Origin of the sequence: Streptomyces flavalbus, assembly GCF_042674625.1 — a bacterium.
In the GTDB taxonomy this organism is placed as follows: domain Bacteria; phylum Actinomycetota; class Actinomycetes; order Streptomycetales; family Streptomycetaceae; genus Streptomyces; species Streptomyces flavalbus.
In genome coordinates this window covers 2,421,698-2,447,543 of record NZ_JBHTEB010000001.1, presented here as the reverse complement: position 1 = coordinate 2,447,543, position 25,846 = coordinate 2,421,698, and the positions used below count along the sequence as shown (strand labels likewise).

24 protein-coding genes and 1 riboswitch are annotated in these 25,846 nt (G+C 74.1%); of the genes, 12 read left to right on the top strand and 12 right to left on the bottom strand.

The window, feature by feature from the left end; all coding sequences use genetic code 11:
* Nucleotides 1–27: 27 nt before the first annotated feature.
* Complete coding sequence (locus ACFQZ6_RS10895; RefSeq protein ID WP_381607096.1) at nucleotides 28–1,209, bottom strand: peptidoglycan-binding domain-containing protein; 1,182 nt, start codon at nucleotides 1,207–1,209, stop codon at nucleotides 28–30.
* 182 nt (nucleotides 1,210–1,391) lie between these two features.
* Here ACFQZ6_RS10895 and ACFQZ6_RS10890 point away from each other — a divergent pair, with 182 nt between their 5' ends.
* A complete protein-coding gene (locus ACFQZ6_RS10890) occupies nucleotides 1,392–3,470 on the top strand; it encodes an MDR family MFS transporter (protein WP_381618219.1) in 2,079 nt (692 codons plus the stop codon).
* Here ACFQZ6_RS10890 and ACFQZ6_RS10885 read toward each other — a convergent pair.
* Nucleotides 3,391–3,969, bottom strand: coding sequence for a GNAT family N-acetyltransferase (locus ACFQZ6_RS10885; RefSeq protein ID WP_381607094.1), 579 nt, complete (start codon nucleotides 3,967–3,969; stop codon nucleotides 3,391–3,393). The two genes, ACFQZ6_RS10890 and ACFQZ6_RS10885, sit on opposite strands and share 80 nt — an antisense overlap.
* 120 nt (nucleotides 3,970–4,089) lie before the next feature.
* On the opposite strand from ACFQZ6_RS10885, the gene ACFQZ6_RS10880 reads away from it, so the two are divergent.
* Together ACFQZ6_RS10880 and ACFQZ6_RS10875 are read left to right on the top strand one after the other, a co-directional pair.
* Nucleotides 4,090–4,770, top strand: coding sequence for a hypothetical protein (locus tag ACFQZ6_RS10880; protein WP_381607092.1), 681 nt, complete (start codon nucleotides 4,090–4,092; stop codon nucleotides 4,768–4,770).
* A 4-nt stretch (nucleotides 4,771–4,774) separates the two neighbouring features.
* A complete protein-coding gene (locus tag ACFQZ6_RS10875; protein ID WP_381607091.1) occupies nucleotides 4,775–5,281 on the top strand; it encodes a hypothetical protein in 507 nt (168 codons plus the stop codon).
* A 19-nt stretch (nucleotides 5,282–5,300) separates the two neighbouring features.
* Here the strand turns inward: ACFQZ6_RS10875 and ACFQZ6_RS10870 are convergent, their stop codons facing one another.
* A complete protein-coding gene (locus ACFQZ6_RS10870) occupies nucleotides 5,301–5,708 on the bottom strand; it encodes a DnaJ family domain-containing protein (RefSeq protein ID WP_381607089.1) in 408 nt (135 codons plus the stop codon).
* Between the two features lie 130 nt (nucleotides 5,709–5,838).
* On the opposite strand from ACFQZ6_RS10870, the gene ACFQZ6_RS10865 reads away from it, so the two are divergent.
* Entirely contained in the window at nucleotides 5,839–6,231 is a 393-nt protein-coding gene (locus ACFQZ6_RS10865) for a hypothetical protein (protein ID WP_381607087.1), read from the top strand.
* Between the two features lie 33 nt (nucleotides 6,232–6,264).
* Here ACFQZ6_RS10865 and ACFQZ6_RS10860 read toward each other — a convergent pair whose 3' ends face one another.
* On the bottom strand, nucleotides 6,265–6,936 hold the full coding sequence (locus ACFQZ6_RS10860; RefSeq protein ID WP_381607085.1) for an O-methyltransferase: 672 nt from the start codon (nucleotides 6,934–6,936) through the stop codon (nucleotides 6,265–6,267).
* A gap of 242 nt (nucleotides 6,937–7,178) precedes the next feature.
* Between ACFQZ6_RS10860 and ACFQZ6_RS10855 the strand changes: the two genes are divergently transcribed.
* On the top strand, nucleotides 7,179–9,245 hold the full coding sequence (locus ACFQZ6_RS10855) for a bifunctional glycosyltransferase 87/phosphatase PAP2 family protein (protein WP_381607083.1): 2,067 nt from the start codon (nucleotides 7,179–7,181) through the stop codon (nucleotides 9,243–9,245).
* Nucleotides 9,246–9,420: 175 nt separating this feature from the next.
* Complete coding sequence (locus ACFQZ6_RS10850) at nucleotides 9,421–10,647, top strand: M48 family metallopeptidase (RefSeq protein ID WP_381618216.1); 1,227 nt, start codon at nucleotides 9,421–9,423, stop codon at nucleotides 10,645–10,647.
* A gap of 162 nt (nucleotides 10,648–10,809) precedes the next feature.
* Here ACFQZ6_RS10850 and ACFQZ6_RS10845 read toward each other — a convergent pair whose 3' ends face one another.
* The 7 genes from ACFQZ6_RS10845 to ACFQZ6_RS10815 all read right to left on the bottom strand — a co-directional run bounded on the left by ACFQZ6_RS10845 (nucleotide 10,810) and on the right by ACFQZ6_RS10815 (nucleotide 18,381).
* Nucleotides 10,810–11,226: an aggregation-promoting factor C-terminal-like domain-containing protein gene (locus tag ACFQZ6_RS10845; RefSeq protein WP_449334073.1), complete on the bottom strand. Its 417-nt coding sequence runs from the start codon at nucleotides 11,224–11,226 to the stop codon at nucleotides 10,810–10,812.
* Between the two features lie 337 nt (nucleotides 11,227–11,563).
* On the bottom strand, nucleotides 11,564–12,391 hold the full coding sequence (locus ACFQZ6_RS10840) for an ECF transporter S component (RefSeq protein ID WP_381607079.1): 828 nt from the start codon (nucleotides 12,389–12,391) through the stop codon (nucleotides 11,564–11,566).
* Nucleotides 12,388–14,172, bottom strand: coding sequence for an ABC transporter ATP-binding protein (locus ACFQZ6_RS10835; RefSeq protein ID WP_381607077.1), 1,785 nt, complete (start codon nucleotides 14,170–14,172; stop codon nucleotides 12,388–12,390). Before ACFQZ6_RS10835 ends, ACFQZ6_RS10840 begins: the two co-directional genes overlap by 4 nt.
* Nucleotides 14,169–15,269, bottom strand: coding sequence for a CbiQ family ECF transporter T component (locus tag ACFQZ6_RS10830; RefSeq protein WP_381607075.1), 1,101 nt, complete (start codon nucleotides 15,267–15,269; stop codon nucleotides 14,169–14,171). Before ACFQZ6_RS10830 ends, ACFQZ6_RS10835 begins: the two co-directional genes overlap by 4 nt.
* A complete protein-coding gene (locus tag ACFQZ6_RS10825) occupies nucleotides 15,262–15,915 on the bottom strand; it encodes an SCO2322 family protein (protein ID WP_381607073.1) in 654 nt (217 codons plus the stop codon). Before ACFQZ6_RS10825 ends, ACFQZ6_RS10830 begins: the two co-directional genes overlap by 8 nt.
* Entirely contained in the window at nucleotides 15,912–17,138 is a 1,227-nt protein-coding gene (locus ACFQZ6_RS10820; RefSeq protein WP_381607071.1) for a prenyltransferase/squalene oxidase repeat-containing protein, read from the bottom strand. The genes ACFQZ6_RS10825 and ACFQZ6_RS10820 overlap by 4 nt, the downstream gene beginning before the upstream one ends.
* 126 nt (nucleotides 17,139–17,264) lie before the next feature.
* Nucleotides 17,265–17,354: riboswitch (cobalamin riboswitch) on the bottom strand.
* A gap of 382 nt (nucleotides 17,355–17,736) precedes the next feature.
* The gene (locus tag ACFQZ6_RS10815; protein WP_381618213.1) at nucleotides 17,737–18,381 is read right to left on the bottom strand and encodes a TetR family transcriptional regulator; all 645 of its coding nucleotides are present in this window, start codon (nucleotides 18,379–18,381) and stop codon (nucleotides 17,737–17,739) included.
* Nucleotides 18,382–18,557: 176 nt separating this feature from the next.
* Between ACFQZ6_RS10815 and ACFQZ6_RS10810 the strand changes: the two genes are divergently transcribed.
* The 3 genes from ACFQZ6_RS10810 to ACFQZ6_RS10800 are packed head-to-tail and all read left to right on the top strand — an operon-like array spanning nucleotide 18,558 to nucleotide 21,753.
* Nucleotides 18,558–19,943 carry a glycosyltransferase family 4 protein gene (locus tag ACFQZ6_RS10810; RefSeq protein WP_381607069.1) on the top strand — a complete coding sequence of 462 codons (1,386 nt, stop codon included), beginning with the start codon at nucleotides 18,558–18,560 and terminating at the stop codon, nucleotides 19,941–19,943.
* Nucleotides 19,937–20,680 (top strand): class I SAM-dependent methyltransferase, encoded by a 744-nt coding sequence (locus ACFQZ6_RS10805; protein ID WP_381607067.1) that lies wholly within the window; start codon nucleotides 19,937–19,939, stop codon nucleotides 20,678–20,680. The genes ACFQZ6_RS10810 and ACFQZ6_RS10805 overlap by 7 nt, the downstream gene beginning before the upstream one ends.
* Nucleotides 20,677–21,753: a prenyltransferase/squalene oxidase repeat-containing protein gene (locus ACFQZ6_RS10800; RefSeq protein ID WP_381607065.1), complete on the top strand. Its 1,077-nt coding sequence runs from the start codon at nucleotides 20,677–20,679 to the stop codon at nucleotides 21,751–21,753. The genes ACFQZ6_RS10805 and ACFQZ6_RS10800 overlap by 4 nt, the downstream gene beginning before the upstream one ends.
* Nucleotides 21,754–21,776: 23 nt before the next feature.
* Here ACFQZ6_RS10800 and ACFQZ6_RS10795 read toward each other — a convergent pair whose 3' ends face one another.
* Complete coding sequence (locus ACFQZ6_RS10795; protein ID WP_381607063.1) at nucleotides 21,777–22,070, bottom strand: hypothetical protein; 294 nt, start codon at nucleotides 22,068–22,070, stop codon at nucleotides 21,777–21,779.
* A gap of 149 nt (nucleotides 22,071–22,219) precedes the next feature.
* Between ACFQZ6_RS10795 and ACFQZ6_RS10790 the strand changes: the two genes are divergently transcribed.
* The 3 genes from ACFQZ6_RS10790 to ACFQZ6_RS10780 are packed head-to-tail and all read left to right on the top strand — an operon-like array spanning nucleotide 22,220 to nucleotide 25,840.
* Nucleotides 22,220–23,509 carry a hypothetical protein gene (locus tag ACFQZ6_RS10790; protein ID WP_381607061.1) on the top strand — a complete coding sequence of 430 codons (1,290 nt, stop codon included), beginning with the start codon at nucleotides 22,220–22,222 and terminating at the stop codon, nucleotides 23,507–23,509.
* Nucleotides 23,506–25,086 (top strand): vWA domain-containing protein, encoded by a 1,581-nt coding sequence (locus ACFQZ6_RS10785; protein ID WP_381607059.1) that lies wholly within the window; start codon nucleotides 23,506–23,508, stop codon nucleotides 25,084–25,086. Before ACFQZ6_RS10790 ends, ACFQZ6_RS10785 begins: the two co-directional genes overlap by 4 nt.
* Entirely contained in the window at nucleotides 25,073–25,840 is a 768-nt protein-coding gene (locus tag ACFQZ6_RS10780) for a hypothetical protein (protein WP_381607057.1), read from the top strand. Before ACFQZ6_RS10785 ends, ACFQZ6_RS10780 begins: the two co-directional genes overlap by 14 nt.
* Nucleotides 25,841–25,846: the final 6 nt, after the last annotated feature.

Genomic DNA, 25,846 nt, shown 5'->3' with positions numbered 1-25,846 from the left:
GCACCCACGCCCCTGAGGGGGCGGGCGCTACAGCTCCGGCGTCTCCGCCTCCAGCTTGGCCCGGGTCTGGGCGTCGTAGACCCCTAGTTCGTCGGTCTGGATGCCTCGGGACCACTGGTAGGTGCGGACGGCGTCCTCCAGGCGGTGGCTGTAGTAGCCGTTGGTGTCGCCGTTCCAGAGCCAGACCTTGGTCAGGCGCTGCTGGAGTTCGGTGACCTCGGGGCCGCGGTCGCCGCGGCGCAGTACGGGGCCCTCCGCGGCCCCCGTCGCCCCGTTGGGGCCGACGGTCGCGGTGGCCGCCGCGGTGGTCGGGGGAGGGGACGCCGACGCCGACGGGCGCGGGGAGTCGGACGCGGACGGCGACGCCTCCGACGGTGACGCCGACGCCGAGGCGCTGTCGCTGTCGCTGTCGCTGGGCGACGGGCTCGGGGAGGCCGAGGTCGGCGCGGCGGACGAGGCGGCGCCGGTGCTGGGCGGGGCCGAGGTCGCCGCGTTGGTGGAGGTGTCCGGTACCGCCTCCCGTACGTCCTGCGGCATCGCGGTGTCCCGGGTCGGGGTGTCGTAGGAGAACACGCCGTTGGCCAGTCCGGCCGCCGCCACCACCGCCACGGCGGCGCCCGCCGCGCCGAGCAGCGCGACGCGGCGGCGCCGGGAGCCGCGTCCGCCGTCCGGCGTGGGCGCCTGCGGTGCCGTACTCTGCGGGCCGTCCGCCCGCTCACCGGCCTCGAACAGCCGCAGGTCCGTGGCGCTCGGCTCGGTCGCGGACGGGGCGAGCGGGGTGGGCAGCGGGGACGTGGCGTCGGCGGGCTTCGCGACGGGGGTGGGCTCCGCGACGGGGGCGGTCGCGGTCGGCTTCCCGTCGGCGTCCACCGCGCGCAGCACCACGGTCGCGTCTCCGGCGTTCCCGGCGCCCCCAACGTCCCCGGCGTCCACCGCGTGCAGCGCCATCGTCGTCTCGGCGGCCTCGCCCGCTGTGTCCCCGGCGTCTCCGGCGTCCCCGTTCCCCGGGTCCGCCACCTCCCCCACCTCCCCCAGATCGACGTACGGCCGTATCCGCAGCGGGTTGAAGTCCTCCGCCGCCGCCTGTTCGGCCGTACGGGCATGGTGCAGCGCGTCCGACGCCCGTCGGCCGCACGCACAGGACGGGGTGTTGTCCGTGCCCCGCTGTTCCCCGCACTGCGGGCACGGGTGCCCCTTCGGCTTGGCCATGCCTTCGTTCCTCCCCTTGCGAACTCCAGAGATTATGCAGACCGTGCGCACACGTTCTTCGCGCAATCCCCCACTTCGGCGCCGCTGACCTGCGGAAGTACCCCTTCCAAAGGGACTCGACAGGCCATAACCGGACACAGCCGCCACGATGGAAGGTGTCACAAGAGCCCCGGGAGGACTTCATGGCGGGGGAGGCCCGCGATATGACGCACGGTATGGCGAGCGGGGTACGGGACGAACGGCCACCCGGGAGCACCGGCGAGGAGCATGTGCCCGGGAACGTCCTCGTCTCCATCGGCGCCCTGCTGCTCGGCATGTTGCTCGCCGCCCTCGACCAGACCATCGTGGCGACCGCGTTGCCGACGATCGTCAGCGAACTGGGCGGCCTCGACCACCTGTCCTGGGTGGTGACGGCGTATCTGCTGGCGTCGACCGCCGCGACCCCGCTGTGGGGCAAGCTCGGCGACCAGTACGGGCGCAGGCGGCTGTTCATGACCGCGATCGTCATCTTCCTGGTCGGCAGCGCGCTGTGCGGGGCGGCGCAGAACATGCCGCAGCTCATCGCGTTCCGGGCGTTGCAGGGGCTCGGCGGCGGTGGGCTGATCGTGCTGTCGATGGCGATCGTCGGGGACCTGGTGTCGCCACGTGACCGGGGGCGCTACCAGGGGCTGTTCGGGGCCGTGTTCGGGGCGACCAGTGTGCTCGGGCCGCTGCTCGGCGGGCTGTTCACCCAGCACCTGAGCTGGCGCTGGGTGTTCTACGTCAACCTGCCGCTGGGCGCGGTCGCGCTCGCCGTCATCGCGACCGTGCTGCACCTGCCGCCCAAGCGGACCCGGCACACCATCGACTACCTCGGCACCCTCCTCATCGCCTCCGTCGCCACCTGCCTGGTCCTCGCGGCCTCCCTCGGCGGCACCACCTGGGGCTGGGGCTCGCCGCAGATCATCGGCCTGGTCGTACTGGCCGTCGTCCTCGCCGTGGTGTTCGTGCGCGTGGAACGCCGGGCCGCCGAACCCGTACTGCCGCTGAAGCTGTTCCGCATCCGCACCTTCACGCTCTCCGCCGTCATCAGCCTCATCGTCGGCTTCGCGATGTTCGGGGCGATGACCTACCTGCCGACGTTCCTCCAGGTCGTGCACGGGGTCACGCCCACCATGTCCGGTGTGCACATGCTGCCGATGGTGTTCGGGCTGCTGCTCGCCTCCACCGGCTCCGGACAGGTCGTCAGCCGCACCGGCCGCTGGAAGGTGTTCCCGATCGCGGGCACCGCCGTCACCGCGCTCGGGCTGCTGCTGCTCCACGAGCTGGACGCCGACAGCTCCACCGCCGAGATGAGCGCCTGCTTCTTCGTCTTCGGCGTCGGACTCGGGCTGGTCATGCAGGTGCTGGTGCTCATCGTGCAGAACGCCGTGTCGTACGAGGACCTCGGCGTCGCCACCTCCGGCGCGACGTTCTTCCGGTCCATCGGGGCGTCGTTCGGCGTCGCCGTCTTCGGCACCGTCTTCGCGGGCCGCCTCGGCGACCTGCTCACCGACGCCTTCCGCGGCACACCGCTGCCGCCGGGCGTCTCTGTCGACGCCCTGGAGTCCGACCCGCGCGGCATCGCCGCCCTGCCGCCGCCGCTGCGCCCGGCCGCGCTGGACGCGTACGCCACCGCCATCACCGACGTGTTCCTGTACGCCGCCCCCGTCGCCCTCCTCGGCTTCGTGCTGGCCTGGTTCCTGCGCGAGGACCGGCTGCGCGGCTCGGTCACCGCGCCGGACGCCACCCAGACCCTCGCCAGCAACCCCGTGGAGCGGTCCAGCCACGACGAGGTGTGCCGCGCGCTGTCCGTGCTCGGCACCCGCGAGGGCCGCCGCGCGGTCTACCAGCGGATCACCGACCGGGCGGGCTACGACCTGCTGCCCGCCGCGAGCTGGCTGCTGCTGCGGATGAAGAGGTACGGCACGGTCGAGCCGGGCGTGCTCGCCGAGCACAGCCCCGTGCCGCTGCCGGTGATCCTGGAGGCCGCCCGGCAGGTCGAGGAGCGCCGCCTCGCCCTCCGGGAGGGGCTCGGGCTGCGGCTGACCGACACCGGGCGGACGGTCGCCGAACGGCTGGCGGACGCCCGCGAGGAGTCGCTGGCCGAACTGCTCGGCGACTGGTGGGGGCCGGACCGGCCCACCGATCTGGTCCTGCTGGTCAGGGAGCTGAACGAGGAGCTGTGCGGCTCGACCCGGGAGCAGCCGCAGGGGTCCGGGCCGCTGGCCCGCTCCCGGTGACCAGGTCCTTGCGGAACCAGTGCTCGGCGTACGGCTCGTCGTTGTGCGGGGCGGTCTCCTCGTAGCCGAGCCGGGCGTACAGGGTGCGCGCCTCCACCAGGTCGCCGCGGGTGTCGAGGACGATCCGGGTCGCGCCGAGCGCGCGGGCGGCGTCCTCGGCGGCGGCGACCAGCAGCGGGGCCCCGCCCCGGCCGCGCATCGCCTCGTACACGAAGACCCGCTTCAGCTCGGCCGTCGTCGCGTCCAGCAGCCGTACGCCCGCCATCCCGGCCGCGACCCCGCCGTACCGCGCCACCAGCAGCCGCCCGGTGGGCGGGGCGAGGGAGTCGCCGGGGTCGGCGGCGATCTCCCGCTCCAGCTCGGCGGGGTCGGTGCGGCGCCCCTCGTGCAGCAGGTACCAGCGGTCGCTGACCTCCGTGTAGTACGCCCGCCACAGGGCGACGGCGTCGGGGGAGCCGACGGGTTCCGGGGCGACGGTCCAGTCCGCGGTCGTGTTCATGCCGGTCATTGTGGTGTCGGCGCCGTGGCCTTTGCGAACTGTTTGAGGAGCGCCGCCGAGGCAACCCGACAGGCGGACCGGCCACGCGGGCCGGTCGGGTCGAGAACCCGGAAGGCATTCATGTCCACTGGCTGGATCATTGCTCTGATCGTGATCGTGGCGGCCCTGGTGATCGTCGCGGTGGCCGTGCGGGGCCTGCGCTCCCGTGGCGGCGGGCTCGGCGGTACGTCACTCAAGCGGCGCTTCGGGCCGGAGTACGACCGTGCCGTGGCGCGGCACGACGGGGACGCCAAGGCGGCCGAGCGGGAACTCGCCGAGCGCCTGGAGCGCCACGGCGACCTGCGCGAACGGCCCTTGGAACCCGCCCAGCGGCAGCAGTTCGAGGCCCGCTGGACGGCGGCGCAGGAGCGGTTCGTCGACTCGCCGCGGGACGCGGTGGGCGAGGCGGACCGGCTGCTCGCGGAGCTGGCCGCGGCCCGCGGCTTCCCCGAGGGCGGGCAGTACGAGGAGCAGCTCGCCGCGCTGTCCGTGCACCACGCGCACCACGTGCACGGCTACCGGCGGGTGCACCGCGTCGCCCGTACGCCCGTCGACGGGGCGGGGAACGGCGCCGCCACGGAGGAGATGCGCGAGGCCATGGTCGAGGCCCGCGCCCTGTTCGAGGACCTGGTGGCCCCGTCCCGCCAGGACCGCCGCACCGGCACCGGTGACCGTGACGGGCGGACCGCCGCCCCGGCCAGGACCGGTGGCCGCGCGCACCTGCCGTTGGCCTTCGGCAGGCGTCATCCGAAGGGGAGTTGAGGACATGTCCGACGCGACACGGCCGACCGGCACGTTCGACGAGAACCCCGACCGCGGCCCCGGGCGCCGCGAGGACGTCACGGGGCGCGGCATGGCCACGGCGGAGACGCGCGGGGTGACGGAGACACACGCGGCCCATGTGGCGGAAGGGGCCACGGGGACGCCGGGTGCGCCCGGGACGCGGGGCGGCCCCGCGGCCCACGGCACCACCGGCACCCCCCACCCGGCCACGCCGCTGCTCCCCCACGAGGAGAGCGAGCAGCTCTCCCGGCGTATGCAGCACGCCGTCACCGGGTTCGTGGACGGGCCCCGGTCCGCCGTCGAGGAGGCGGACCACGCGCTGGAGGAGATCGCCGCCCGCTTCGCCGACGCCGTCACCCAGCGGCGCCGTACGCTGCGGAAGTCCTGGCAGGAGACCGACGAGGACCGCACGACCACCGCCGACACCGAACAACTCCGGCTGGCGCTGCGGGACTACCGCGAACTGGCGGACCGGCTCCTGCACCAGTAGATCCCGGCCCTTAGGGGCGTCAGCTTGCCGCCCGGCCCTCCCGCCACCGCCGTACCACGTCCTCGACGTCGTACGGCCTACGGCCCAGCGGGGGGCCGGGCGGCGGCTTGAGCAGCATGTCGCGGATGCGGGCGTTGACGTCTGTGATGATCTTCCGGACGACCCGCTCCGAAGGGGCGTTCAGCGCCGCCTCCAGCGCGTCCTCCGCCTGCTTGCGCAGCTCCAGCGCGGGCGGCAGCACGGAGACGCCCTCACGGGCGAGCTTTTGCCGGATCCACCAGTTCTCGTCGTACGCCGCCCCCGCCGGGTCCGGCAGCGGCTTCCCCGCGCCGGGCAGCCGGTCGAAGTCGCCGCGCGCCTGGGCTTCTTGAATCTGCTTGTCCACCCAGGACTCGAACGGCACACCCGGTGGCTTTCGCTCGGTCATGGCCCCATTGTGCCGGACGGGACCGGGCCGGGCGTTTTATCATCTGGCGGCGGTACGTCCCCGTGGGGCGCCGCAGTTGGACGTCCGACGTCTCCCGCCGCGGCGGCAGAACACCTCACGAGGAGCGCACGTGCTCGAACTCACCATGGCCACCGTCTCCGGGGCGGACGAGGGTGCCACGGCCGGGATGCTGATGGCCGACGCGCCCAGCGAGCCGGGCGCCGTGCTGCGGGTGGGCAGGGACCGGGCCGTGTGCCGTCTGACGACGCCGCAGGACTGGCTGTTCGTCTCCCGTGTGCATCTGGAGTTCGTGTGCGGCCCGGACGGCGCCTGGCAGGTGACCTGGCTGCGCGGCTCCCAGCCCGACCCGTCCTCCGAGGTCCGGCTGACGGTCGGCCAGCACGCCCAGCCGCTCGGCTACGGCGGTACGGTGCCGCTGCCCCGGGGCGCGGGCGGCGAGCTGGTCATCCAGGACCGGACCGGCCCGCGCACCGTCAACGTGGGCTTCTACCACGAGGTGTGACCCGACCCGCGCACGGGACGGCCCCGCCGCCGCTCAGCCCAGCACGCGGGCCAGCGCGAAGCCGTCGTACCCCTTGGCGCCGACCGTCTGGAGCGCCGTACCGTCGAGGCGGGGGTGCGAGCCGATGAGTTCGATGGCGGCGCGGGTGCCGCGCACGTCGGCCTCGGTGCTGCCGGGGTCGGCCACCCGCCCGCCCCGGACGACGTTGTCGACGACGATGAGGCTGCCCGCGCTGGTCAGCTTGAGCGCCCACTCCAGGTACCGCTCGTTGTTGGCCTTGTCGGCGTCGATGAAGACCAGGTCGAAGGGCGGCGGGTTCTCGTCCGCGAGCTGGGGCAGCGACTCGAGCGCCGGTCCGACCCGCACCTCGGCGACCTTGTCCAGACCCGCGCGGGCGATGTTGCGCACGGCGACCTCGGCGTGCCGGGGGCTGTACTCCAGGGAGACGAGCCTGCCGTCGGCGGGCAGGGCGCGGGCCAGCCAGATGGTGCTGTAGCCGCCGAGGGTGCCGATCTCCAGGACGGTGCGGGCGCCCTGGACCGTGGCCAGCAGGTGGAGGAACTTGCCCTGGGTGGCGGTGACGTTGACCTCCGGGAGCCCGGCCGCCTGGCTGTCGCGCAGGGCCGCCCGGAGCGCCTCGTCGTCGGGGGAGAGGTGGCCGGTGAAGTACTCGTCGACGGCGTCCCAGGTCTGCGACTCGCTCATACGCTCTGCCTCTCGTATGCCTTCTTAGAACCGCTAACTAGTTTCCCTAACGAGTGTAGTCCCGCCCGTGCGCCACGTGTGATCGAGATCGCGCCGAGTGGAAGCAACCCAATCCCGCCCGCACTATCGTCTTCTGGACAAGGGAAGATGGGCCGTCAGGTGAAGAGGGGATGGCCTGCGTCTCCTCCCTGGGGAACACGGGACGACGCTCGGGACGGACGGGGCGGGAGGGCCGACTAGGCGTGGCGAACGTGGAACGCGGCGGAAGACCGCCGGAGCCGCTCGGAGCGACGGCCGTGGGCACGCCCGGAGCGCGGCTGCGGCTGGCTCGCGCGGGCCTGTGGGCGGTGGCCGCCGTCCTCGCCGTACGGCAGATCGCCGTCGTCCTGAGCACGCCGCGCGGGGAGCGGCTGACCGACCTGGAGACCTGGGTCGGACCGCACGGAGTCCTGCACGTCACGGGCTCCCTCTACGACTCCACCCGCTTCACCGGCACCCCCTTCGCCGGGCTCGTCCTCAAGCCACTCACCCGTTCGGCGGAACAGGCCCTCGGCTGGGGCTGGACCTTCGGCACGCTGCTGCTGGTCGCCGCGCTCGGCCTGGTCGCCGCCCGCGCGCTGCCGCAGCCGGTGAGCCGCCGCACCTCGCTGTTCGCGGCGCCGGTCGCGATCTGCCTGCTGATGCTGTCGCTGCCGGTGCGCAACGCCTTCTGGCTCGGCCAGACCAGCATCCTGCCGGTCCTGCTCGTCCTCCTCGGCTGCTTCGCCGTGCGCGGCCAGCGGGCCAGCGGCGCGCTGATCGGCGTGGCCGCCGCGCTCCAGCCGACGCTGCTGCTCTTCGCCGCGCTGCTGTGGTGGACCGGACGGCGCCGGGCCGCCGCGTCGCTCGGCGCCACGTTCGCCGGGTGTACGGCGCTGGCGTGGGCGGCGCTGCCGCACGACTCGTCCACCTACTGGGTCCACCACCTCGCGGGCGTCGGCCTCGGCGGGCGCGCGGACGCGCTCGCCAACCAGTCCCTGCACGGCGCGCTGCTGCGGCTCGGCCTGACCGGGTGGCCGGAGACCGTCGTCTTCCTGGTGCTGGGCGCGGCGGTCGCGGTCCTCGCCCTGCGCCGCGCCGTCCGCTACGCCCACGACGGCCAGTTGCTCCTCGCGGTCGCGGTCACCGGGTGCGCGGCGATCGTCGCGGCCCCGACCGCCTGGCAGCACCAGCTCCTGTGGGTGCTGCTGGCGGTCGTCGGCCGGGTCGGCAAGCGCGCCTCGGACCGGCTGGTCTGGCCGGTCGCGGTCCTGGTGGTGATGACGCTGCCCGCGAGGTGGCTGCTGCCGGAGATGGCGTCGCTGTACCCGCTGCGCGACAACGCCGTCCTGCTGGCCGCGCTGGCCGCCGCGACGGCCGTCCCGTTCCTGCCGCGCACCTCGCCCTACTACCGCGACCCGATCCCCACGCCGTACGCCGACCCCGTCCCCGCCCGCTGGAGCCGCGTCCCCCTGCTGCCGTTCCTCGGCCGGGTCCTGACCCGCCCGAACCTGCTCCTGGAAGCGCTGCTGATACGGGTCACCTACGCCGCCTACTCCCAGGTCCGGCTGGCGGCGACCGGCGGCACGATCTCCGGGGGCCGGGAGCGGGCCGAGGCGCACGGCGAGCAGATCCTCGACCTGGAGCGGCTGCTCGGCCTGGACATCGAGCACGCGGTCAACCACGCCGTGGTGAAGGTGGACTGGCTGCGGGAGTTCTTCGACTTCTACTACACGTCCTTCCACTTCATCGTCCCGCTGACGGTCCTCGGCGTCCTGTACTGGCGCCGCCCCGTCGACTACCGCTGGGCCCGCTCCACCCTCGGCCTCACCACCCTGCTCGCCCTGGTCGGCTTCTGGCTCTACCCGCTCGCCCCGCCCCGCCTGATGCCGGGCCTCGGCATCATCGACACCGTCCACGGCGTCCAGGACTTCTCCCAGCCCGACTACGGCACCCTGACCGCCCTCACCAACCAGTACGCGGCGATGCCGTCCCTGCACTTCGGCTGGTCCTTGTGGTGCGGCGTGATCATCGCCATCGTCGCCCCCCGCCCCTGGATGAAGGCCCTCGGCCTCCTCCACCCCCTCCTCACCTGCTCCGCCATCGTCGCCACCGGCAACCACTGGGTCCTCGACGCGGCGGGCGGCGCGGCGGTGGTAGCGGCGGGCTTCGCCCTGTCGTACGCGTTCCAGGGGCCCCGCGCCCGTCCGGAGCCCCGCGGGGACGGGGCGGGCAAGGGCGGCGGCCCGTCGTCGGCGTCGGCGGAGGGGCGGTACGTGGCGGCGGAGTGAACGGCGCGGGAACCGGTACCGGCGTGTGCTTTACGTGGGGACCGGGGGCGTGATCAGCTCTGGTTGTCATGTGCAGGGGGCCTGGGAGAGGGCCGAGGGTGGGGAGGGCGTGCGGGTGCGTGCCGTGGGGGAGGGGGCGCTGCGGGCGTGCCCTGAGTGTGGGGGCTCGTTGCCGGTGCACGAGCGGTTCACCGCGTGGTGTGCCGGGTGCGGCTGGAACGTCGATCCGGAGGGCGGGCCGGACGAGCCCGCCGGGCGGGGGGAGCGGGTCCGGCGGAGGCTGGCGCGGCGGCACGGGGAGCGACTGCTCGCCGACCTCACGGAGGACGGGGTGCGCCCCGTGCGGGACGTCTTCGGGGTGCTGTCCTACGGGATCGCCCTCGCCGTGCACGCGGTCACCGTCGTGCTGGCGGTGGGCGGTGTGGTGTCGTTGGTCAGCGGGTCGGGGTTCTGGGGGGTCGTCGGCGGGGTGCTGGCCCTCGGGGTGGCCTGGACGCTGCGGCCCCGGCTGGGGCGGCTGCCCCGGGACGGCATCGTGCTGCGGCGCGCCGACGCGCCCGAACTGTTCGCGCTCGTCGACGAGGTGGCCCGCGCGGTGGGCACCCGGAGCGTCGACGCCATCGTCGTCGACGCCGAGCTGAACGCCTCGGTGATGACCCTCGGCGTACGGGGGCGGATGCTGACGCTGGGCGTGCCGCTGTGGGAGGTGCTCACCCCCGACGAGCGCGTCGCCCTGCTCGGGCACGAGCTGGGCCACTTCGTCAACGGCGACACCCGGCACGGTCTGGTCGTGGGGTCCGCCCTGCGGTCACTGACCGTCTGGCACGACTACTTCCTGCCCTACCGGCACCCCGGCACCTTCTTCGAGGTGCTCACCAACCTGGTCGCGCTCCCGTTCCGCCTCGCCACCGGCGCCCTGCTCACGCTGCTCGACCTGGTCGCCCTGCGCGCCTCCCAGCGCGGCGAGTACCTGGCCGACTCCGCGGCGGCGCGCGCCGGTTCCACCGGGGCCGCGGTGGGTCTGATGGACCGGCTGCTGGTGGCGGACCCGGTGGAGATCGCCCTGCGCCGCGAGATCAACTCCCGGCGCATGAACGGGCGGGGCCGCCGGGGCGCCGAGGCGGCGAGCGCGGGGCTCTGGGAGGCGCTCGCCGCGTACGCGGCCGAGGTGCCGGAGTCCGAGTACGAGCGTCGGCGGCGCGTCGGCGCACTGCGCGGCCACAGTGTCGACTCCACCCACCCGCCGACCCATCTGCGCCGCGAGTACCTGCTGCGCATCCGTCCCGAGACCGGCACCGTGGTGACGGACGGCGCCCGCGAGGGCCGTATCGCCGCCGAACTCGCCGGGGCGCGGGCGCGGGTGGCGCGGGAACTCGTGCGGGACGGGCTCGACGGGGAGTAAGGGGAGTGAGGGGAGTGAGGGGAGTGAGGGGAGTGAAGTAGGTCGAAGACCCGTCGGCTTCAGGTCAGCGCGTGACGGGGCCGGACACGGGTGAAGGCGGCGGCCCGGGGATCGGGGGCCGCCGCCTTCGTATCAAGGGGCCGCTCGCAGCGTGGGTGCCGCTCAGTACCAGCCGTTGGCCTGCCAGAAGTTCCAGGCGCCGACCGGGCTGCCGTAGCGCTCGTTCATGTAGTTCAGACCCCACTTGATCTGGGTCTTGGCGTTGGTCTTCCAGTCGGCCCCGGCGGAGGCCATCTTCGAGCCGGGCAGGGCCTGGACCAGGCCGTAGGCGCCGGACGACGCGTTGGTGGCGTCGACGTCCCAGCCGCTCTCGTGCTGGACGATCTTGCTGAACGCGTTGTACTGCGCGGTGTCCGGGATCATCTGCTTCGCGATCGCCTGGGCGCTGGCGGCCGAGGAGGTGGTCGCCGCGTGGGCCGGGGCGGCCGTCAGCGCCATACCGGCGGTGGCGGCGGCGACGGCGAGACCGGTGAGGGCCTTCTTGGGGGCGGCGGCACGACGGATGAAGGTGGCGGGCACAGTGAACCTTTTCTTCGGGGACGGTGGTGTCGGCGGCATGTCGGAACCACGCGGTGCGGGGCGGGGACATGCGCTGGCGCCGGGCCCGTGGGGGCACCTCGGCGCCGTGCGACGTCATCCAGAGAAGCAGGCCGGGCAGGGGTCCGCAATGACCCCTTTTACTAGTTGTGGTCGCATACGCTCCGATCTTCCGCTCTGTGACCTGGCTCTCAAAGCGCAGGTCAGCGCGAGTAATGTCCGGTTCATGTCACGACGAATCGGCTACTAAGGGGCGTAGTGAGTGATCTGGGTCATGTGGGGTGGTTCACCACGTAAGTAACCGCCCGTGCGCGCGCCCCTACCCGGCGGGTGCGTCGAATGTGACCGGCGCCTCGAAAGCGGCCCGCCGCGTCGCCCGCCGCAGCGCCCGCAGCACCGCCGGACCGAGGACGAGGGTCAGTACGACGGTGACGAGGGCGCGTCCCAGGTCCCAGCCGAGCGAGGTCGCCAGGCAGTAGGCGACGAACCGGGCCAGGTTGGCGGCCACCCCGGCGTCGGCGTCGAAGGCGATGGTGGAGGCGTTGGTGTCCATGAACGTCCAGCCCGCCAGGTTCATCACCGTGCCGTAGGCGAAGGCGGCCAGGAAGCCGTAGCAGGCGAGCAGCGCCAGCTCCGCCCGGCCGCGCAGCCGGTCCGGGCCCGGCAGCAGGCCCGCGCCCATCGTGAACCAGCCCATGGACAGCATCTGGAACGGCAGCCACGGCCCCACCCCGCCGGTGAGCAGCGCGGAGGCGAACATCGTCACCGAGCCCAGCACGTAACCGAACCCGGGGCCGAGGACCCGGCCGCTGAGCACCATCAGGAAGAACATCGGCTCGATGCCCGCCGTGCCCGCGCCGATCGGCCGCAGCGCCGCGCCCGTCGCCGCCAGCACGCCGAGCATGGCCACCGCCTTCGGGCCCAGCCCGGACTCCGCGATCGTCGCCGCGACCACCGCGACGAGCAGCACCAGCAGCCCCGCGAACAGCCACGGCGCGTCCTTGGCGTGCGCGGCGACCTGCGACTCCGGCGGTACGAGGAACGGCCAGCCGACCGCCGCCACCCCGACCGCGCTGACCAGCGCCAGCGCGGCGAGCGACCGCGGGCCGAGCCGGACGGCGCGGGCCTGCCGGTCCGGGTGCGTCATACGAGGGCCTCCTTCACCTGGGCCACCGTCAGGTACGGCCGGGGGGCCAGGATCTTGGTGACCTGCGGCGCGAACGAGGGCGACGAGACCACCACGTCGGCCGTCGGGCCGTCCGCGATCACCTCGCCCTCCGCGAGCAGCACCACCCGGTGCGCGATCTCCGCCGCCAGCTCCACGTCGTGCGTGGCCAGCACGATCGCGTGCCCCTCGGCCGCCAGGCCGCGCAACACCCCGACCAGCCGTGCCTTCGCCGCGTAGTCCAGACCGCGGGTCGGCTCGTCGAGGAGGAGCAGCGGCGGGCGGGCGGTCAGGACGACGGCCAGGGCGAGCGCGAGCCGCTGCCCCTCGGACAGGTCCCGGGGGTGCGTGCCGTCGCCGACCCCCGGCAGCAGCGCCGACACCAGCGCACGGCACGTGCCCGGCGCGGCGTCCGCGTCCTCGTCGGCGGCCCGGCACTCGGCGGCCACCGTGTCCGCGTACAGCAGGTCCCGCGGCTCCTGCGGGACGAGCCCGACCCGGCGTACGAGGTCCCGTGGCGCCGTCCGGTGCGGGGTCGCCCCACCGACGCGCACCGTGCCCGACGTCGGCTCGACCAGGCCGACCAGGGCGGACAGCAGCGTGGACTTGCCCGCGCCGTTACGGCCCATCAGCGCGACCGTCTCACCGGGGGCGACGGCGAGGTCCACCCCGCGCAGGGCGCGCACCCGCCCCCGGTCGACGGCGAGCGAGCGCACCTCGGCGGCGCGGGGGGACGCCTGCGGGAGGTCGCCGGGCGGGCGGCGCCGTAGCAGGGAGCGGAGGGTGGGACGGCTGACGGGGGGTGCGGCATCCGGCGCGCCGGCGGGGATGGGCTTCGCGGGAGCCGTACCGCCCGGCCGGGCCCCAAGGGGCCGCGCGGGTAGGGGCTCCCCGGAGGCCGGATCGCCCGGCCCGGCCCGCAGGGCCCCCGTGGGCGCGGGTTCCGCGTCCCCCAGCCGGTCCCGCAGGGCCCCCGCGCGGCGGCGGGCGTCGCGGACCGTCAGGGGGAGCGGGGACCAGCCCGCCCACCGGCCCAGGTCCACCACCGGCGGGAACACCGGCGAGACGGCCATCACCTCGGCCGGGGCGCCGAGCACCGGTGCCGTGGCCGGGGCGGGCAGCAGGAGCACCTGGTCGGCGTACTGGACGACCCGTTCCAGCCGGTGTTCGGCCATCAGGACCGTCGTACCGAGGTCGTGCACGAGCCGTTGGAGGACCGCGAGGACCTCCTCCGCGGCGGCCGGGTCGAGGGCCGACGTCGGCTCGTCGAGGACCAGCACGCGCGGGTGCGGCGTCAGCACCGAGCCGATCGCCACCCGCTGCCGCTGCCCCCCGGAGAGCGTGGCGATGGGCCGGTTCCGCAGGTCGGCGAGGCCCAGCAGGTCCAGGGTCTCCTCCACCCGGCGCCGCATCACGTCCGGGGCGAGGCCGAGGGACTCCATGCCGTAGGCGAGTTCGTCCTCGACGGTGTCCGTCACGAAGTGCGCCAGCGGGTCCTGGCCCACCGTGCCCACCACGTCGGCCAGTTCGCGCGGCTTGTGGGTGCGGGTGTCGCGGCCCGCCACCGTGACCCGGCCGCGCAGGGTGCCGCCGGTGAAGTGCGGGACGAGCCCGCTCACCGCGCCGAGCACGGTCGACTTGCCGACGCCGGACGGGCCGACCAGCAGGACGAGTTCGCCCTCCGGCACCTCGAAGTCCAGGCCGCGCACGGCCGGTTCGGCGGCGCCGTCGTAGGTGACGGTCACGTCCTCGAAGCGGATCACGACGGCTCCTTGTCGGGTACGGGGGCGGGCACCGGTTCCGGCGCGGGGGTGGCGAACGCCGGGAGCAGCCCGACGAGTACGGCGGCGGCGGGCCACAGCGGCAGCTCCGGCGCGGTCAGCGGGACCACCCCGGGCCGCAGCGCCGCCGGGTCCCGGCTCCCGGCCAGCACCAGCAGCGCGGCGACGGCGGCCCCGGAACCGGCGACCAGCCAGGCCCGCGCGCCCCACGGGTCCGGGCGGTAGCGGGTGCGCGGGGTGCGCCTGCCGCCCAGCCACAGCCCGGCCAGCGCCGCGCCGAGCCCGGCCAGCAGCACCGGCAGCCCGTAGGTGCCGCCCGCCGCCGTCAGCACCCCGTACGTGCCCGCGCAGACGCCGAGCAGTCCGCCGAGGGTGAGCGTGGCCGTCGTACGGCGCACCGCGGCGGGGACGGCGGCGGTACGGCCGTAGCCGCGGGCGTCCATCGCGGCGGCGAGGGCCACCGAGCGCTCCAGGGCGCCCTCCAGGACCGGCAGCCCGACGTGCAGCAGCCCCCGCACCCCCGTGTCCCGGCGCCCGCGCAGCCGCCGGGCGGCACGCAACCGCCGGGCGTCCGCGATGAGGTGCGGCGCGAAGGTGAGCGCGACGACCACCGCGACACCCATCTCGTACAGCGCGCCCGGCAGCGACTTCAGCAGCCGGGTCGGGCTGGCGAGGGCGTTCGCGGCGCCGACGCAGACCAGCAGGGTGGCCAGCCGCAGCCCGTCGTACAGCGCGAACACCACCGCCTCCGCGGTCACCCGGCCGCCGAGCCGGATGCCCTGCGCCCAGTTGGGCAGCGGGACCTCGGGCAGCGTGACCAGGACGTGGGTGCCGGGGATGGGGGAGCCGAGGGCCACCGCGAACACCAGCCGGATCGCCAGCACGGCCAGCGCCAGCTTCACGAACGCGCCGTAGGACCGCGCCCAGGGCGCGTCCGGGCGGCGGGCCGCGACGACGTACGCGGAGACGGCGACGAGCAGGGCGAGCAGCAGCGGGTTGGTGGTGCGGGTCGCCGCGGTCCCCAGGGCGAGGGACCACAGCCACCACGCCCCGGGGTGGACGGCGGCCCGCTCACCCACGGCGGCGGACCTGCCACACCGCCGCCGCGGCGAGCACGGCGACGACGGCACCGCCCGCGAGCAGCCCCAGCGAGGGCCCCTCGTCGGTCTCCGTACCGCCGCCGCCCTTGCCGTGGTCGTCGCCGGTCGCTGTCTGCTCGCCGCAGCCCCGCTGCGGGTACCCGGCGATCGCGCACAGCAGCGCGTTGGTGTCGTAGCGCAGGGGCTTCGCCACCACGGCGAGGGCCTCGGCCGTGCTGGCGTCGGGGGCGACGCTGGCGCAGACCGTGCGGCGGGCGGGCGGGGTCTCGCCGGAGGGGGCGTCGGCGCTCGTGCCGAAGTCCAGGACGAGGGCGATCCGCTTGCGGTCGGCCCGCTTGGGCGTCGCGCCGCAGATCGCGGTGAAGTCCGCCGTGCCGCGCGGCTGGGCGGCGTCCGCGGAGTCCTCGCTCACGGCGAACCGGAAGCCGTGCACGGCGCCGTCAGCGGGCCGGACCTGGGACGGGCCCTGGCTGGCGTAGGTCCACCGGCCGTCCTGGCGCTCCCAGAACGACCAGTAGCGGTAGCCCGTGGCCGACGCCGGGGACGCGGCGGCCACGAGCGCGGTCAGCAGCGCGGCGAGGACGAGCGCGGGCAGGGCGACGGCACGCTGACGGCGCGGTATCACGGCTGCGACTTCCTGCGGCCGCTGATCAGGAAGCCGATGCCGATCCCGGCGACGAGGAAGACGCCGACGGTCCACCACACCCCGAACCCGGAGTCGTCGTCCTCGGCCTCGGCCTCGTCCTTCGCCTCGGTCGCGGCTTCCGTGGCCTTCGGCGCCGGACCCGTCGCGTTCAGCCGCTCCACCAGGTCGTCGCCGCTGCCGCCGAAGTCGTGGACGTCGAACCCGGCCGCGTCGGCGGCGAGGATGAGCTGCGCGTACGCGGCGGGACCGGACTGCTTGGCCCAGCCCTGGTAGTGGGCGCCGAGCCAGCGCATCGCGTCGGCGGCCTCGTCGGCGTGCCCGGCGGTGGCGAGGGCGAGGACGGCGTCGGCGGTGTTGCCGTAGTCGGGCTGGTCCTCGGCGCCGGGCAGCGCGGACATCAGGTGGCCCTCCTTGCCGAGGGCGGCCAGGAGGTGCGCGGCGCCGTTCCGCGCGGCCTGCTCGGGGCCGGTGGCCTTCGCGCAGGTCGGCTCGGTGCCGTCCGGCTTCGGGGAGGCGCCGGTCAGGCCCTTGCCGAGGGCGCCGACGACGGCCGCGGCGGTGGCGTCGTCGTTGGCGGCGAGCTTGCCCTTCTCGTCGGGCTGGTAGGCGAAGGCGCCGCCGCCGCCGTCCGCGCCGCAGGGCAGGGAGAGGCCCAACAGGGCGTCGTACGGCGACTTGCCGCCCTTGACGGTCTCGCCGGGCTTCTCGCCGACGGCGGCGAGGGCGCCGATGACGACGGAGGTGGAGTTGGCGTCGCTGGGACTGCCGGGGGTGTAGCCCCAGCCACCGTCCGCGTTCTGTACGGACTTCAGCCAGCCGACGGCCTTCGTCGTCACGGCGTCGTGCCCGCCGAGGGCGGCGAGGGCCTGGACGGCGGCGGCGGTGTTGTTGGTGTCGACGGCGGTCTTGGCGTCGCACTCCTCGCCGGTGTCGGCCCGGTACGGCGCGAAGGAGCCGTCGGCGCACTGCTGTCCGGTCAGCCACGTCACGGCCTCGGCGGCGGGGGTGACGCCCACGGTGTCCTGGGCGAGCAGCGCCAGGGACTGCCGCCAGACGCCGTCGTAGGTGGGGTCGGCGGTGCCGTACAGGGCGGCGGGCAGCGAGGCGGACGGCGACGGGTCGGCGGCGTGCGCGACCGGTGCCGCGACGGCGCCGGTCAGGGCGGCGGCGGCCAGGACCGCTGCGCTGCGGCGGAAGTTCATGATCGGCGGGTGCCTCTCTGTGCTGCGCGGGCAGCCGGGCAGCAGGGGACACCCCCGGCGGCTCGGCTCCGTATGCCTCGACGGTGCCGCGCACCCGCGGGACGCCGGTGCGCTTGAGCCGGTCACGGTTTCCGTCCGGGGCAGTCCGGCTCACCGCCCTTTCTCGGATGGGCGGTTCACGGTTGCGGGTCAGCGCCGGAATTGCACCGGCTTCCCCCCGTACGGGTGTGATGACGACCGGCCCATGCTACCGGGCCGTAGTCGGCGCGCCTCCCGCCGGTCGCCTACAGCGCCTGGTAGGAGACCGCCGCCGCGGCGGAGGATTTTTGCCGCCAGAGGACTAGCGCTCACCGCAATGCCGGATTTACCCTATTTACAAGACCTGCGAGACGAGTGAGGGAGTTCGACCGGAGTAGCCGACTCTGGCGCGACACCGAGCAGTACGGGTATCCGCTGGTGCCGACGTCGACGGTCGGGCTGAGAGGCCCGGAGGGCGCCAGCCGCGAGGCGAACGCCCGAAAGGCGACCCCCAGCAACCTGATCCGGACAATACCGGCGAAGGGAACCCGCCTCGTAGGTCGCCCCATGTCCCGCCCGCTCAGGGCGCCGCCGGTTCCGTCAGGTCGATCAAGCGGCACGCTGTTTCGATGTCGATTCTGACCTGGGCGATGGAGGCGCGGCCCGAGAGCCAGGTGGTGAGGGCCGAGTGCCAGGTGTGTTCGATGACGCGGACGGCGGCGAGCTGGTCGGCGGTGGGCGGGGTCTCAAGGCCCATGGCGTCCAGGATGATCGCCGTGGTCTGGCGGGAGACCTGGTCCACCTCCGGGCTCACGCCGCGGTCCGCGAACGTCAGCGCCCTGACCATCGCGTCGGCGAGGTGCGGCTCGCGCTGGAGGGCGCGGAAGGCGCGCATCAGCGTCTCCGCGACCCGCTCGGACGCCGTGTCACCCGCGGGGGGCTTCTTGCGCAGGGTGGCGTGCATGTGGTCCAACTGGTCCCGCATCGTCGCCACCAGCAGGTGGATCTTGGAGGGGAAGTAGCGGTAGAGCGTGCCGAGGGCCACCTGTGAGGACTCCGCCACCTCCCGCATCTGCACCGCGTCGAAGCCGCCCCGGCTGGCCAACCGTGCCGTCGCGTGCAGGATGCGGCGGCGCCGGGCCGCCTGCCGTTCGGTGAGCGGCGGCGCCTCGGGGCGCGCCCCGCCGACGCCGGGGACGGCGTCCGCTCCGGCCGCCTTGGCCACCTTCTCCACCCTGCCCACTCCGCCCTGCCCCGCCGTGGCGCGAATCACCTGATCCACTGGTCACAGCACCCCTACCTGCCGGTAGATTCGGAGCTTCCGAACGATCAAGTCTGAAACTTGTTCTAGATTAGCGTCTCGACGTAGGCTCGCGCAGTGCAGGGAGAAGGGGGCCCAGAGTGACCGCTGAGGCCAGTCAGGCGGGTCCCCGCCAGGACCTGGCAGACCACCTGGCAGACCTGGCAGCCGACGGCTTGCGACCGCTCCGCATCGCACTCCTCACCTACAAGGGCAACCCGTTCTGCGGCGGCCAGGGCGTCTACGTCCGGCACCTCTCCCGCGAACTGGCCCGCCTCGGCCACCGCGTCGAGGTCATCGGCGCCCAGCCCTACCCCGTCCTCGACGAGGGCCACGACGGCCTGACCCTCACCGAGCTGCCCAGTCTTGACCTCTACCGCCAGCCCGACCCCTTCCGCACCCCGGGCCGCGACGAGTACCGCGACTGGATCGACGCCCTGGAAGTCGGCACGATGTGGACCGGCGGCTTCCCCGAGCCGCTCACCTTCTCGCTGCGCGCCCGCCGCCACCTGCGCGCCCGCCGCGGCGACTTCGACGTCGTCCACGACAACCAGACCCTCGGCTACGGCCTCCTCGGCGACCTCGGCGCCCCGCTCGTCACCACCGTCCACCACCCCATCACCGTGGACCGGCGGTTGGAACTGGACGCCGCCACCAGCCGCGCCCGCCGCTGGTCCGTGCGGCGCTGGTACGCCTTCACCCGGATGCAGAAGCGCGTCGCCCGCCGACTGCCCTCCGTGCTCACCGTCTCCGGCACCTCCCGCGCCGAGATCGTCGAACACCTCGGCGTCCGCGAGGACCGCGTCCACGTCGTGCACATCGGCGCCGACACCGACCTGTTCTCGCCCGACCCGTCGGTGCCGAAGGTGCCCGGCCGGATCGTCACCACCTCCAGCGCCGACGTCCCCCTCAAGGGCCTGGTCTTCCTCGTCGAGGCGCTGGCCAAGGTCCGCACCGAGCACCCCGGCGCCCACCTCGTCGTCGTCGGCAAGCGCCCCGAGGGCGGCCCCGTCGCCCGCGCCGTCGAGCGGTACGGCCTCGAAGGCGCCGTCGAGTTCGTCAAGGGCATCTCCGACGCCGAACTCGTGGACCTGGTGCGCTCGGCGCAGGTCGCCTGCGTGCCCTCGCTGTACGAGGGGTTCTCGCTGCCCGCCGCCGAGGCCATGGCCACCGGCACCCCGCTGCTCGCCACCACCGGCGGCGCCATCCCCGAGGTCGCCGGACGCGACGGCGACACCTGCCTCGCCGTACCCCCCGGCGACCCGGACGCCCTCGCCGCCGGGCTCCGCCGCCTGCTCGCCGACCCCGAGCTGCGCGCCCGCCTCGGCGCCGCGGGCCGGGAACGCGTCCTGGACCACTTCACCTGGGCCCGCGCCGCGCAGGGCACGGTGGCCCACTACCGTGCCGCGATCGCCCGCGCCACCGGCGCCCCCGCGCCCACCCCCACCACCACCGGCGTCTCACCCGAAAGCAGGGCCACGTGCTGACCGTCGACTTCACCCGGTTCCCGCTCGCCCCGGGGGACCGTGTCCTGGACCTCGGCTGCGGAGCGGGACGGCACGCCTTCGAGTGCTACCGGCGCGGCGCGCACGTCGTGGCCCTCGACCAGAACGGCGAGGAGATCCGCGAGGTCGCCAAGTGGTTCGCGGCGATGAAGGAGGCCGGGGAGGCGCCCGCCGGGGCCACCGCCACCGCCATGGAGGGCGACGCGCTCGCGCTGCCCTTCCCCGACGAGTCCTTCGACGTCGTCATCATCTCCGAGGTGATGGAGCACATCCCCGACGACAAGGGCGTCCTCGCCGAGATGGTCCGGGTCCTCAGGCCCGGCGGCCGGATCGCCGTCACCGTCCCGCGCTACGGCCCCGAGAAGGTCTGCTGGACCCTCTCCGACGCCTACCACGAGGTCGAGGGCGGCCACATCCGCATCTACCGGGCCGACGAACTCCTCGCGAAGATGCGCGAGGCCGGGCTGCGCCCCTACGGCACCCACCACGCCCACGCCCTGCACTCCCCGTACTGGTGGCTGAAGTGCGCGTTCGGCGTCGACAACGACAAGGCGCTGCCGGTGCGGGCGTACCACAAGCTGCTGGTCTGGGACATCATGAAGAAGCCGCTCGCCACCCGGGTCGCCGAACAGGCCCTCAACCCGCTGATCGGCAAGAGCTTCGTGGCCTACGCGACCAAGCCGCACCTGCCCCGCGTGCCCGAGGCGGACGCGCGGTGACCACCCCCCGCACCGACCACCTCGTCCTGCCCGGCGTCCTCACCGCCGACGAGGCCGCCGCGACCGTACGCGCCCTGCTCGCCGTACAGCGCGCGGACGGCGCCATACCGTGGTTCCGGGGACACCACCTCGACCCCTGGGACCACACCGAGGCCGCCATGGCCCTGGACGCCGCCGGTGAGCACGAGGCCGCCGAGCGGGCCTACGCGTGGCTGCGGCGGCACCAGAACGCCGACGGCTCCTGGTACGCCGCCTACGCCGACGGCGACGCGGACGCCGTCACCGACCGGGGCCGCGAGACCAACTTCGTCGCCTACGTGGCCGTGGGCGTCTGGCACCACTACCTCGCCACCGGCGACGACGCCTTCCTCGACCGCATGTGGCCCACCGTCTACGCGGCCGTCGAGTTCGTGCTCGCCCTCCAGCAGCCGGACGGCCGGATCGGCTGGCGCCGCGACGACGACGGCACCGCCACCACCGACGCCCTGCTGACCGGCTCCTCCTCCGTCCACCACGCCCTGCGCTGCGCCCTCGCCATCGCCGAGCAGCGCGAGGAGGCCCAGCCCGACTGGGAACTGGCCCTCGGCACGCTGCGGCACGCGATCCGGCGGCACCCGGAGCGGTTCCTCGACAAGTCCCGCTACTCCATGGACTGGTACTACCCCGTCCTCGGCGGCGCGCTGACCGGCGCGGAGGCCAAGGAGCGGATCGAGGAGGGCTGGGACCGCTTCGTCGTGCCCGGGTTCGGCGTCCGCTGCGTCGTCCCCAACCCGTGGGTGACCGGCGGCGAGTCCGCCGAACTCGCCCTCGCGCTGTGGGCGGTGGGCGAGTCGGACCGGGCGCTGGAGATACTCCAGTCCATCCAGCACCTGCGCGACCCCGCCTCCGGGCTGTACTGGACCGGCCTCGTCTTCGACGACGAGGTCGTCTGGCCCGAGGAGCTGACCACCTGGACGGCGGGCTCACTGCTGCTCGCCGTGGCCGCGCTCGGCGGCGACGAGGCCACCTGCGCGGTCTTCGGCGGCGACCACCTGCCGCGCGGCCTGGACGACGCGGAGACGGACTGCTGCTGACGGCGGCCCGTCTCCCGGGAGCGTCAGGAGCGGCGGTAGATCCGGCCCGCGAGGGCGTGCCCCACGAACAGGTAGACGACCGCGGCGAGGCCGTAGCCGCACACCACCCGCGCCCACTCCTCGTCGAAGGTGAACAGGTCGTGTGACCAGCCCGCGAGCCAGCGGGCCGCGTCATGGATGAACTGCACGAAGTCGTTCGCGCGGTTCGCGTCCAGCAGATACATCAGGATCCACAGGCCGAGGATCAACGCCATGATGTCGGCGACGACCGCTATCACCCGGCCTGCCTGTGAACCAGCGTGATATCGAGGGGACATGCCCTCCGGGTAGCCAGCGCACGCCCCCTGAAACCGGCGCGCCCCCGCGCCGGTAGTTCACCCCTGGTTTCAATGGAGTTCATTCTTCCGGGGGTTGACGTTAGACGTGGTCGCTGATGATCCTGCCCCCTGAAGAGTCAGGAGAGCCGGTGCCCGACGATCCGAGCGCAGCCACCACCCTGGGGGAACCGCGGCTCGCCACCCGCCAGCGCCGGACCCGCCGCCAGATCCCCCGCCACGTCGCCGTGGCGCTGCCGCTCGCGCTGGCCGGACTGATCTCCCTGCTCGTCACCGGGAACACCCTGCGCCCCTTCGAGACCATCACCACCATCGACGCCCGCATGGCCTCCAAGAGCGACTACTTCCGCGACCCCGAGGTGCAGCGCCTGTTACTGGAGCACGGCCTGCGCGTGGACGTCCGACGGCTCGGCTCCCGCGGCATCGCCACCCAGTCCCTGAAGGGCATGGACGTCGTCTTCCCCTCCGGACAGCCCGCCGCCAAACTCATCCTGGACCGCCAGGACCGCTCGGTGCGCTCGGTACGGCCCTTCGTCACCCCCCTGGTCCTCGCCACCTTCCGCGGCTACGCCGAGACCCTGGTCCGCGCGGGCGTCGCCCACCGGCAGCCCGCCGAGAACGGCGCCAAGTCCCTCTACTACGACCTCGACATGACGAAGTTCACCCACCTCCTCGACGGCGCGGACGGACCCCCCGCCCACCACGACGGCGAGGACGCCGACGCCGACCACTGGAACGGCATCGGCTACGACGAACTCACCGGCCGCAGCAACAGCGGACGCGTCCTGGTGCGCACGTCCAACGTCTGCGAGTCCAACGCCGCGGGCACCTACCTGAGCATCCTGGCGTTCGTCGCCAACGGCAACAGCACCCCCGGCGCGGAACACACCGACGAGGCCGGCCGCGCCGCCGAGGTACGTGCCGTGGGCCGGAGGATCAAACCTCTCATCAGCCTCCAGGGCATGTGGGCCGACGAACAGGCCGAGAGCTACTTCTCCGACATCGGCGAGAGCATCGCCCCGATCTCCGTGATCTACGAACACCAGTACCTGGCCCACCAGATAGCCCACCACGACCGGTACGGCACCCAGGACGACCAGCGCGTCCTGCTCTACCCCACGCCCTACGCCCTCACCGAACCCCAGCTCATCGGCCTCACGGACGACGGCGACCGGCTGGTCCGGCTGATCGAGCAGGACCCGGAACTGCGCCGCCGCGCCATCGAACTCGGCTTCCGCGTCCGCTTCTCCGGCGAGGACGGCACCAGCGAACAGCTCAACGCCTACCTGCGCGACCACGGCATCCAGGCCCCGGCCCCGAACCCCGACCAGTCGAAGGTGTACGAACCCGACCTGGAGGTCCTGGAGGAGATCATCGACTACGTCGGCGACTGCGTCCCACCCGTACGGGACGCCTCATGAGGGCCCTGCCGCGCCGCGCCCTGCCGCGCCTCGCCCTGGCCGTCCTGCTGCTCGCCACCGCCCCCGCCGCCCTCACCGCCTGCGCCTCCGGCGACGAGGACACCACCCTGCGCGTCATCGCCAGCCCCGAACTCGCCGACGTCGCACCCCTGCTGGACGACCTGGAGGACGACACCGGCGTCAAGCTGGAGATGACGTACGAGGCCACCGCCGACCTCGCCGGGACGGGGCGGACGGCGTACGACCTGGCCTGGCTCGCCTCCGACCGCTCCTATCTGCTGCGGCTGCGCGACGAGGGCCGCACCCGCCCCGAGTCCACGCCGATCATGCGCTCCCCGGTCGTCGTCGGCCTCGCCCCCGGCACCGCGACCCGGCTGCGCGAGGACGCCCCCGGCGGCCGGGTCTCCTGGGCCGACGTCGCGGACGCCGCCGCCGACGGCACCGTCCGCTTCGGCATGGCCGACCCGCGGGTCAGCGACACCGGCCGCGCCGCCCTCGTCGGCGTCGCCACCGCCGCCGCCGGGACCGGCACCGCCCTGCGCGAACAGGACGTCACCTGCGACCGCCTGCGCGGCTTCCGCTCCGGCCACACCCTCACCGCCGCCAGCTCCCGCCAGCTCACCGCCGACTACCCCGCCCACCAGGACGACGCCAACGCCCTCATCGCCCACGAGTCCGAACTGCTCTCCCTCAACGCCTCCGGGAAGCTCCGCCACCCCCTGGAGATCGTCCACCCCGACGACGGCATGGTGCTCTCCGACTTCCCGCTGCTCCTCCTCGACGAGGACCAGCGCTCCGCGTACCAGAAGGTCGTCGAGTGGCTGCTCGGCGCCGACGCCCAGCGCGCCCTGATGACCGACACCCACCGCCGCCCCGTCAACCAGGACGTGACGCCCGCGCCCGAACTGCGCGCCGACGTCGGCAACGCGCTCTCCTTCCCCGACCGCCTCGCCATCGTCGAACGCCTCGTCACCGACTACGGCGACCCCACCCGCCAGAGCGCCGACCAGGTGGTGTTCGTGCTGGACTTCTCCACCTCCATGCGCGGCGCCCGCATGGCCGACCTGCGCGCCGCGTTCGCCGGGCTCAGCGGCGCCGACCGCACCGCCACCGGCAAGTTCGCCCGCTTCTACCGCGGCGAGCGCCTCACCGTCGTCCGGTTCGGCGGGCGGGTCCTGGAGGAACGTACCGTCACCGTGCGCGGCGACGCCGACCTGCGCTCGCTCCAACGGACCGTCGCCGAGGGCGGCTACGACGACGCCACCGCCGTGTGGACCGCGCTCGACCACGGCTACCGCACCGCCACGGCCGCCGCCCACGAACAGCCAGGACGCCCCGTCGCCATCGTGCTGATGACGGACGGCGAGAACAACACCGGCATCGGGTACGAGGAGTTCCGGCGCCGCCACCGCGGACTCGGCGACGCGGCGGCCGACGTGCCCACCTTCACCGTCCACTTCGGGGAGGCCGACGCCGCCGCGCTGGAGCGGGCCGCCGCCGCGACCGGCGGGCGGATGGTCGACGCGAACCCCTCCTCCCTCTCAGACGCGTTCAAGGAGATCCGTGGGTGTCACTGACGGTCAGTGGTGGGGTCTGTGGTGGCCGTGGCTGGTCGTCTGGGCGGTGACGGCGGCCTCGCTCGCCGTGCTCGCCCGGTACGCGCTGCTCCGCCTCGGCCTCGGGCGCCGACGCCGCCGCGGCGCGCGCACCGGGTACGGCATGTGCCTGTTCCTGCACGACAACCGGGTCATGGACCTGTACCAGACGGGCGGCTTCTCCGCCGCGCTCGAACAGGAGGTCGCGGACCGCACCAACGTCACCAGCGGGGTGCACGTGCTGGGCAGGCTCGGCTTCGGCGGCGGCCGGGCGGCCCGGGACGTCACCCGGGAACGCGTCACCGCCTACATCCAGCAGAGCACGCCCATCACGGTGATACGGCTGCTGATGGACACCATGCGCAACGAGGACGTCGTCGTCGACGTCGACCTGACGACCGGCGTGCTGACGCCCAACCGGGACCTCAGGGACGCCCTCGGGGACCCCGCCGAGGGGGTGCCGCTGACCGCCGTCATGTCGTCCTTCGTGTCGGTCACCGGACTGTTCTCGGCCCACCGCAGGGAGGACGGCGCCATCGAACTGCGCGCCCCCTACGGCGGCGACGGCTCGACCGCGCGGGTCCGGGTCTACTGCGAGGCCGAGGGGCTGCGCGAGGGGTTCCGGGGCGAGGAGTACTTCAGCGGCGAGTTCCGGGCCCGCTGCCTGGGCAAGGTGTGGACCTGGGACCGCACGCGCGGCGAGCTGACCCTGGAGCCGGTGGCGATCTTCCGCTGAGCGGCG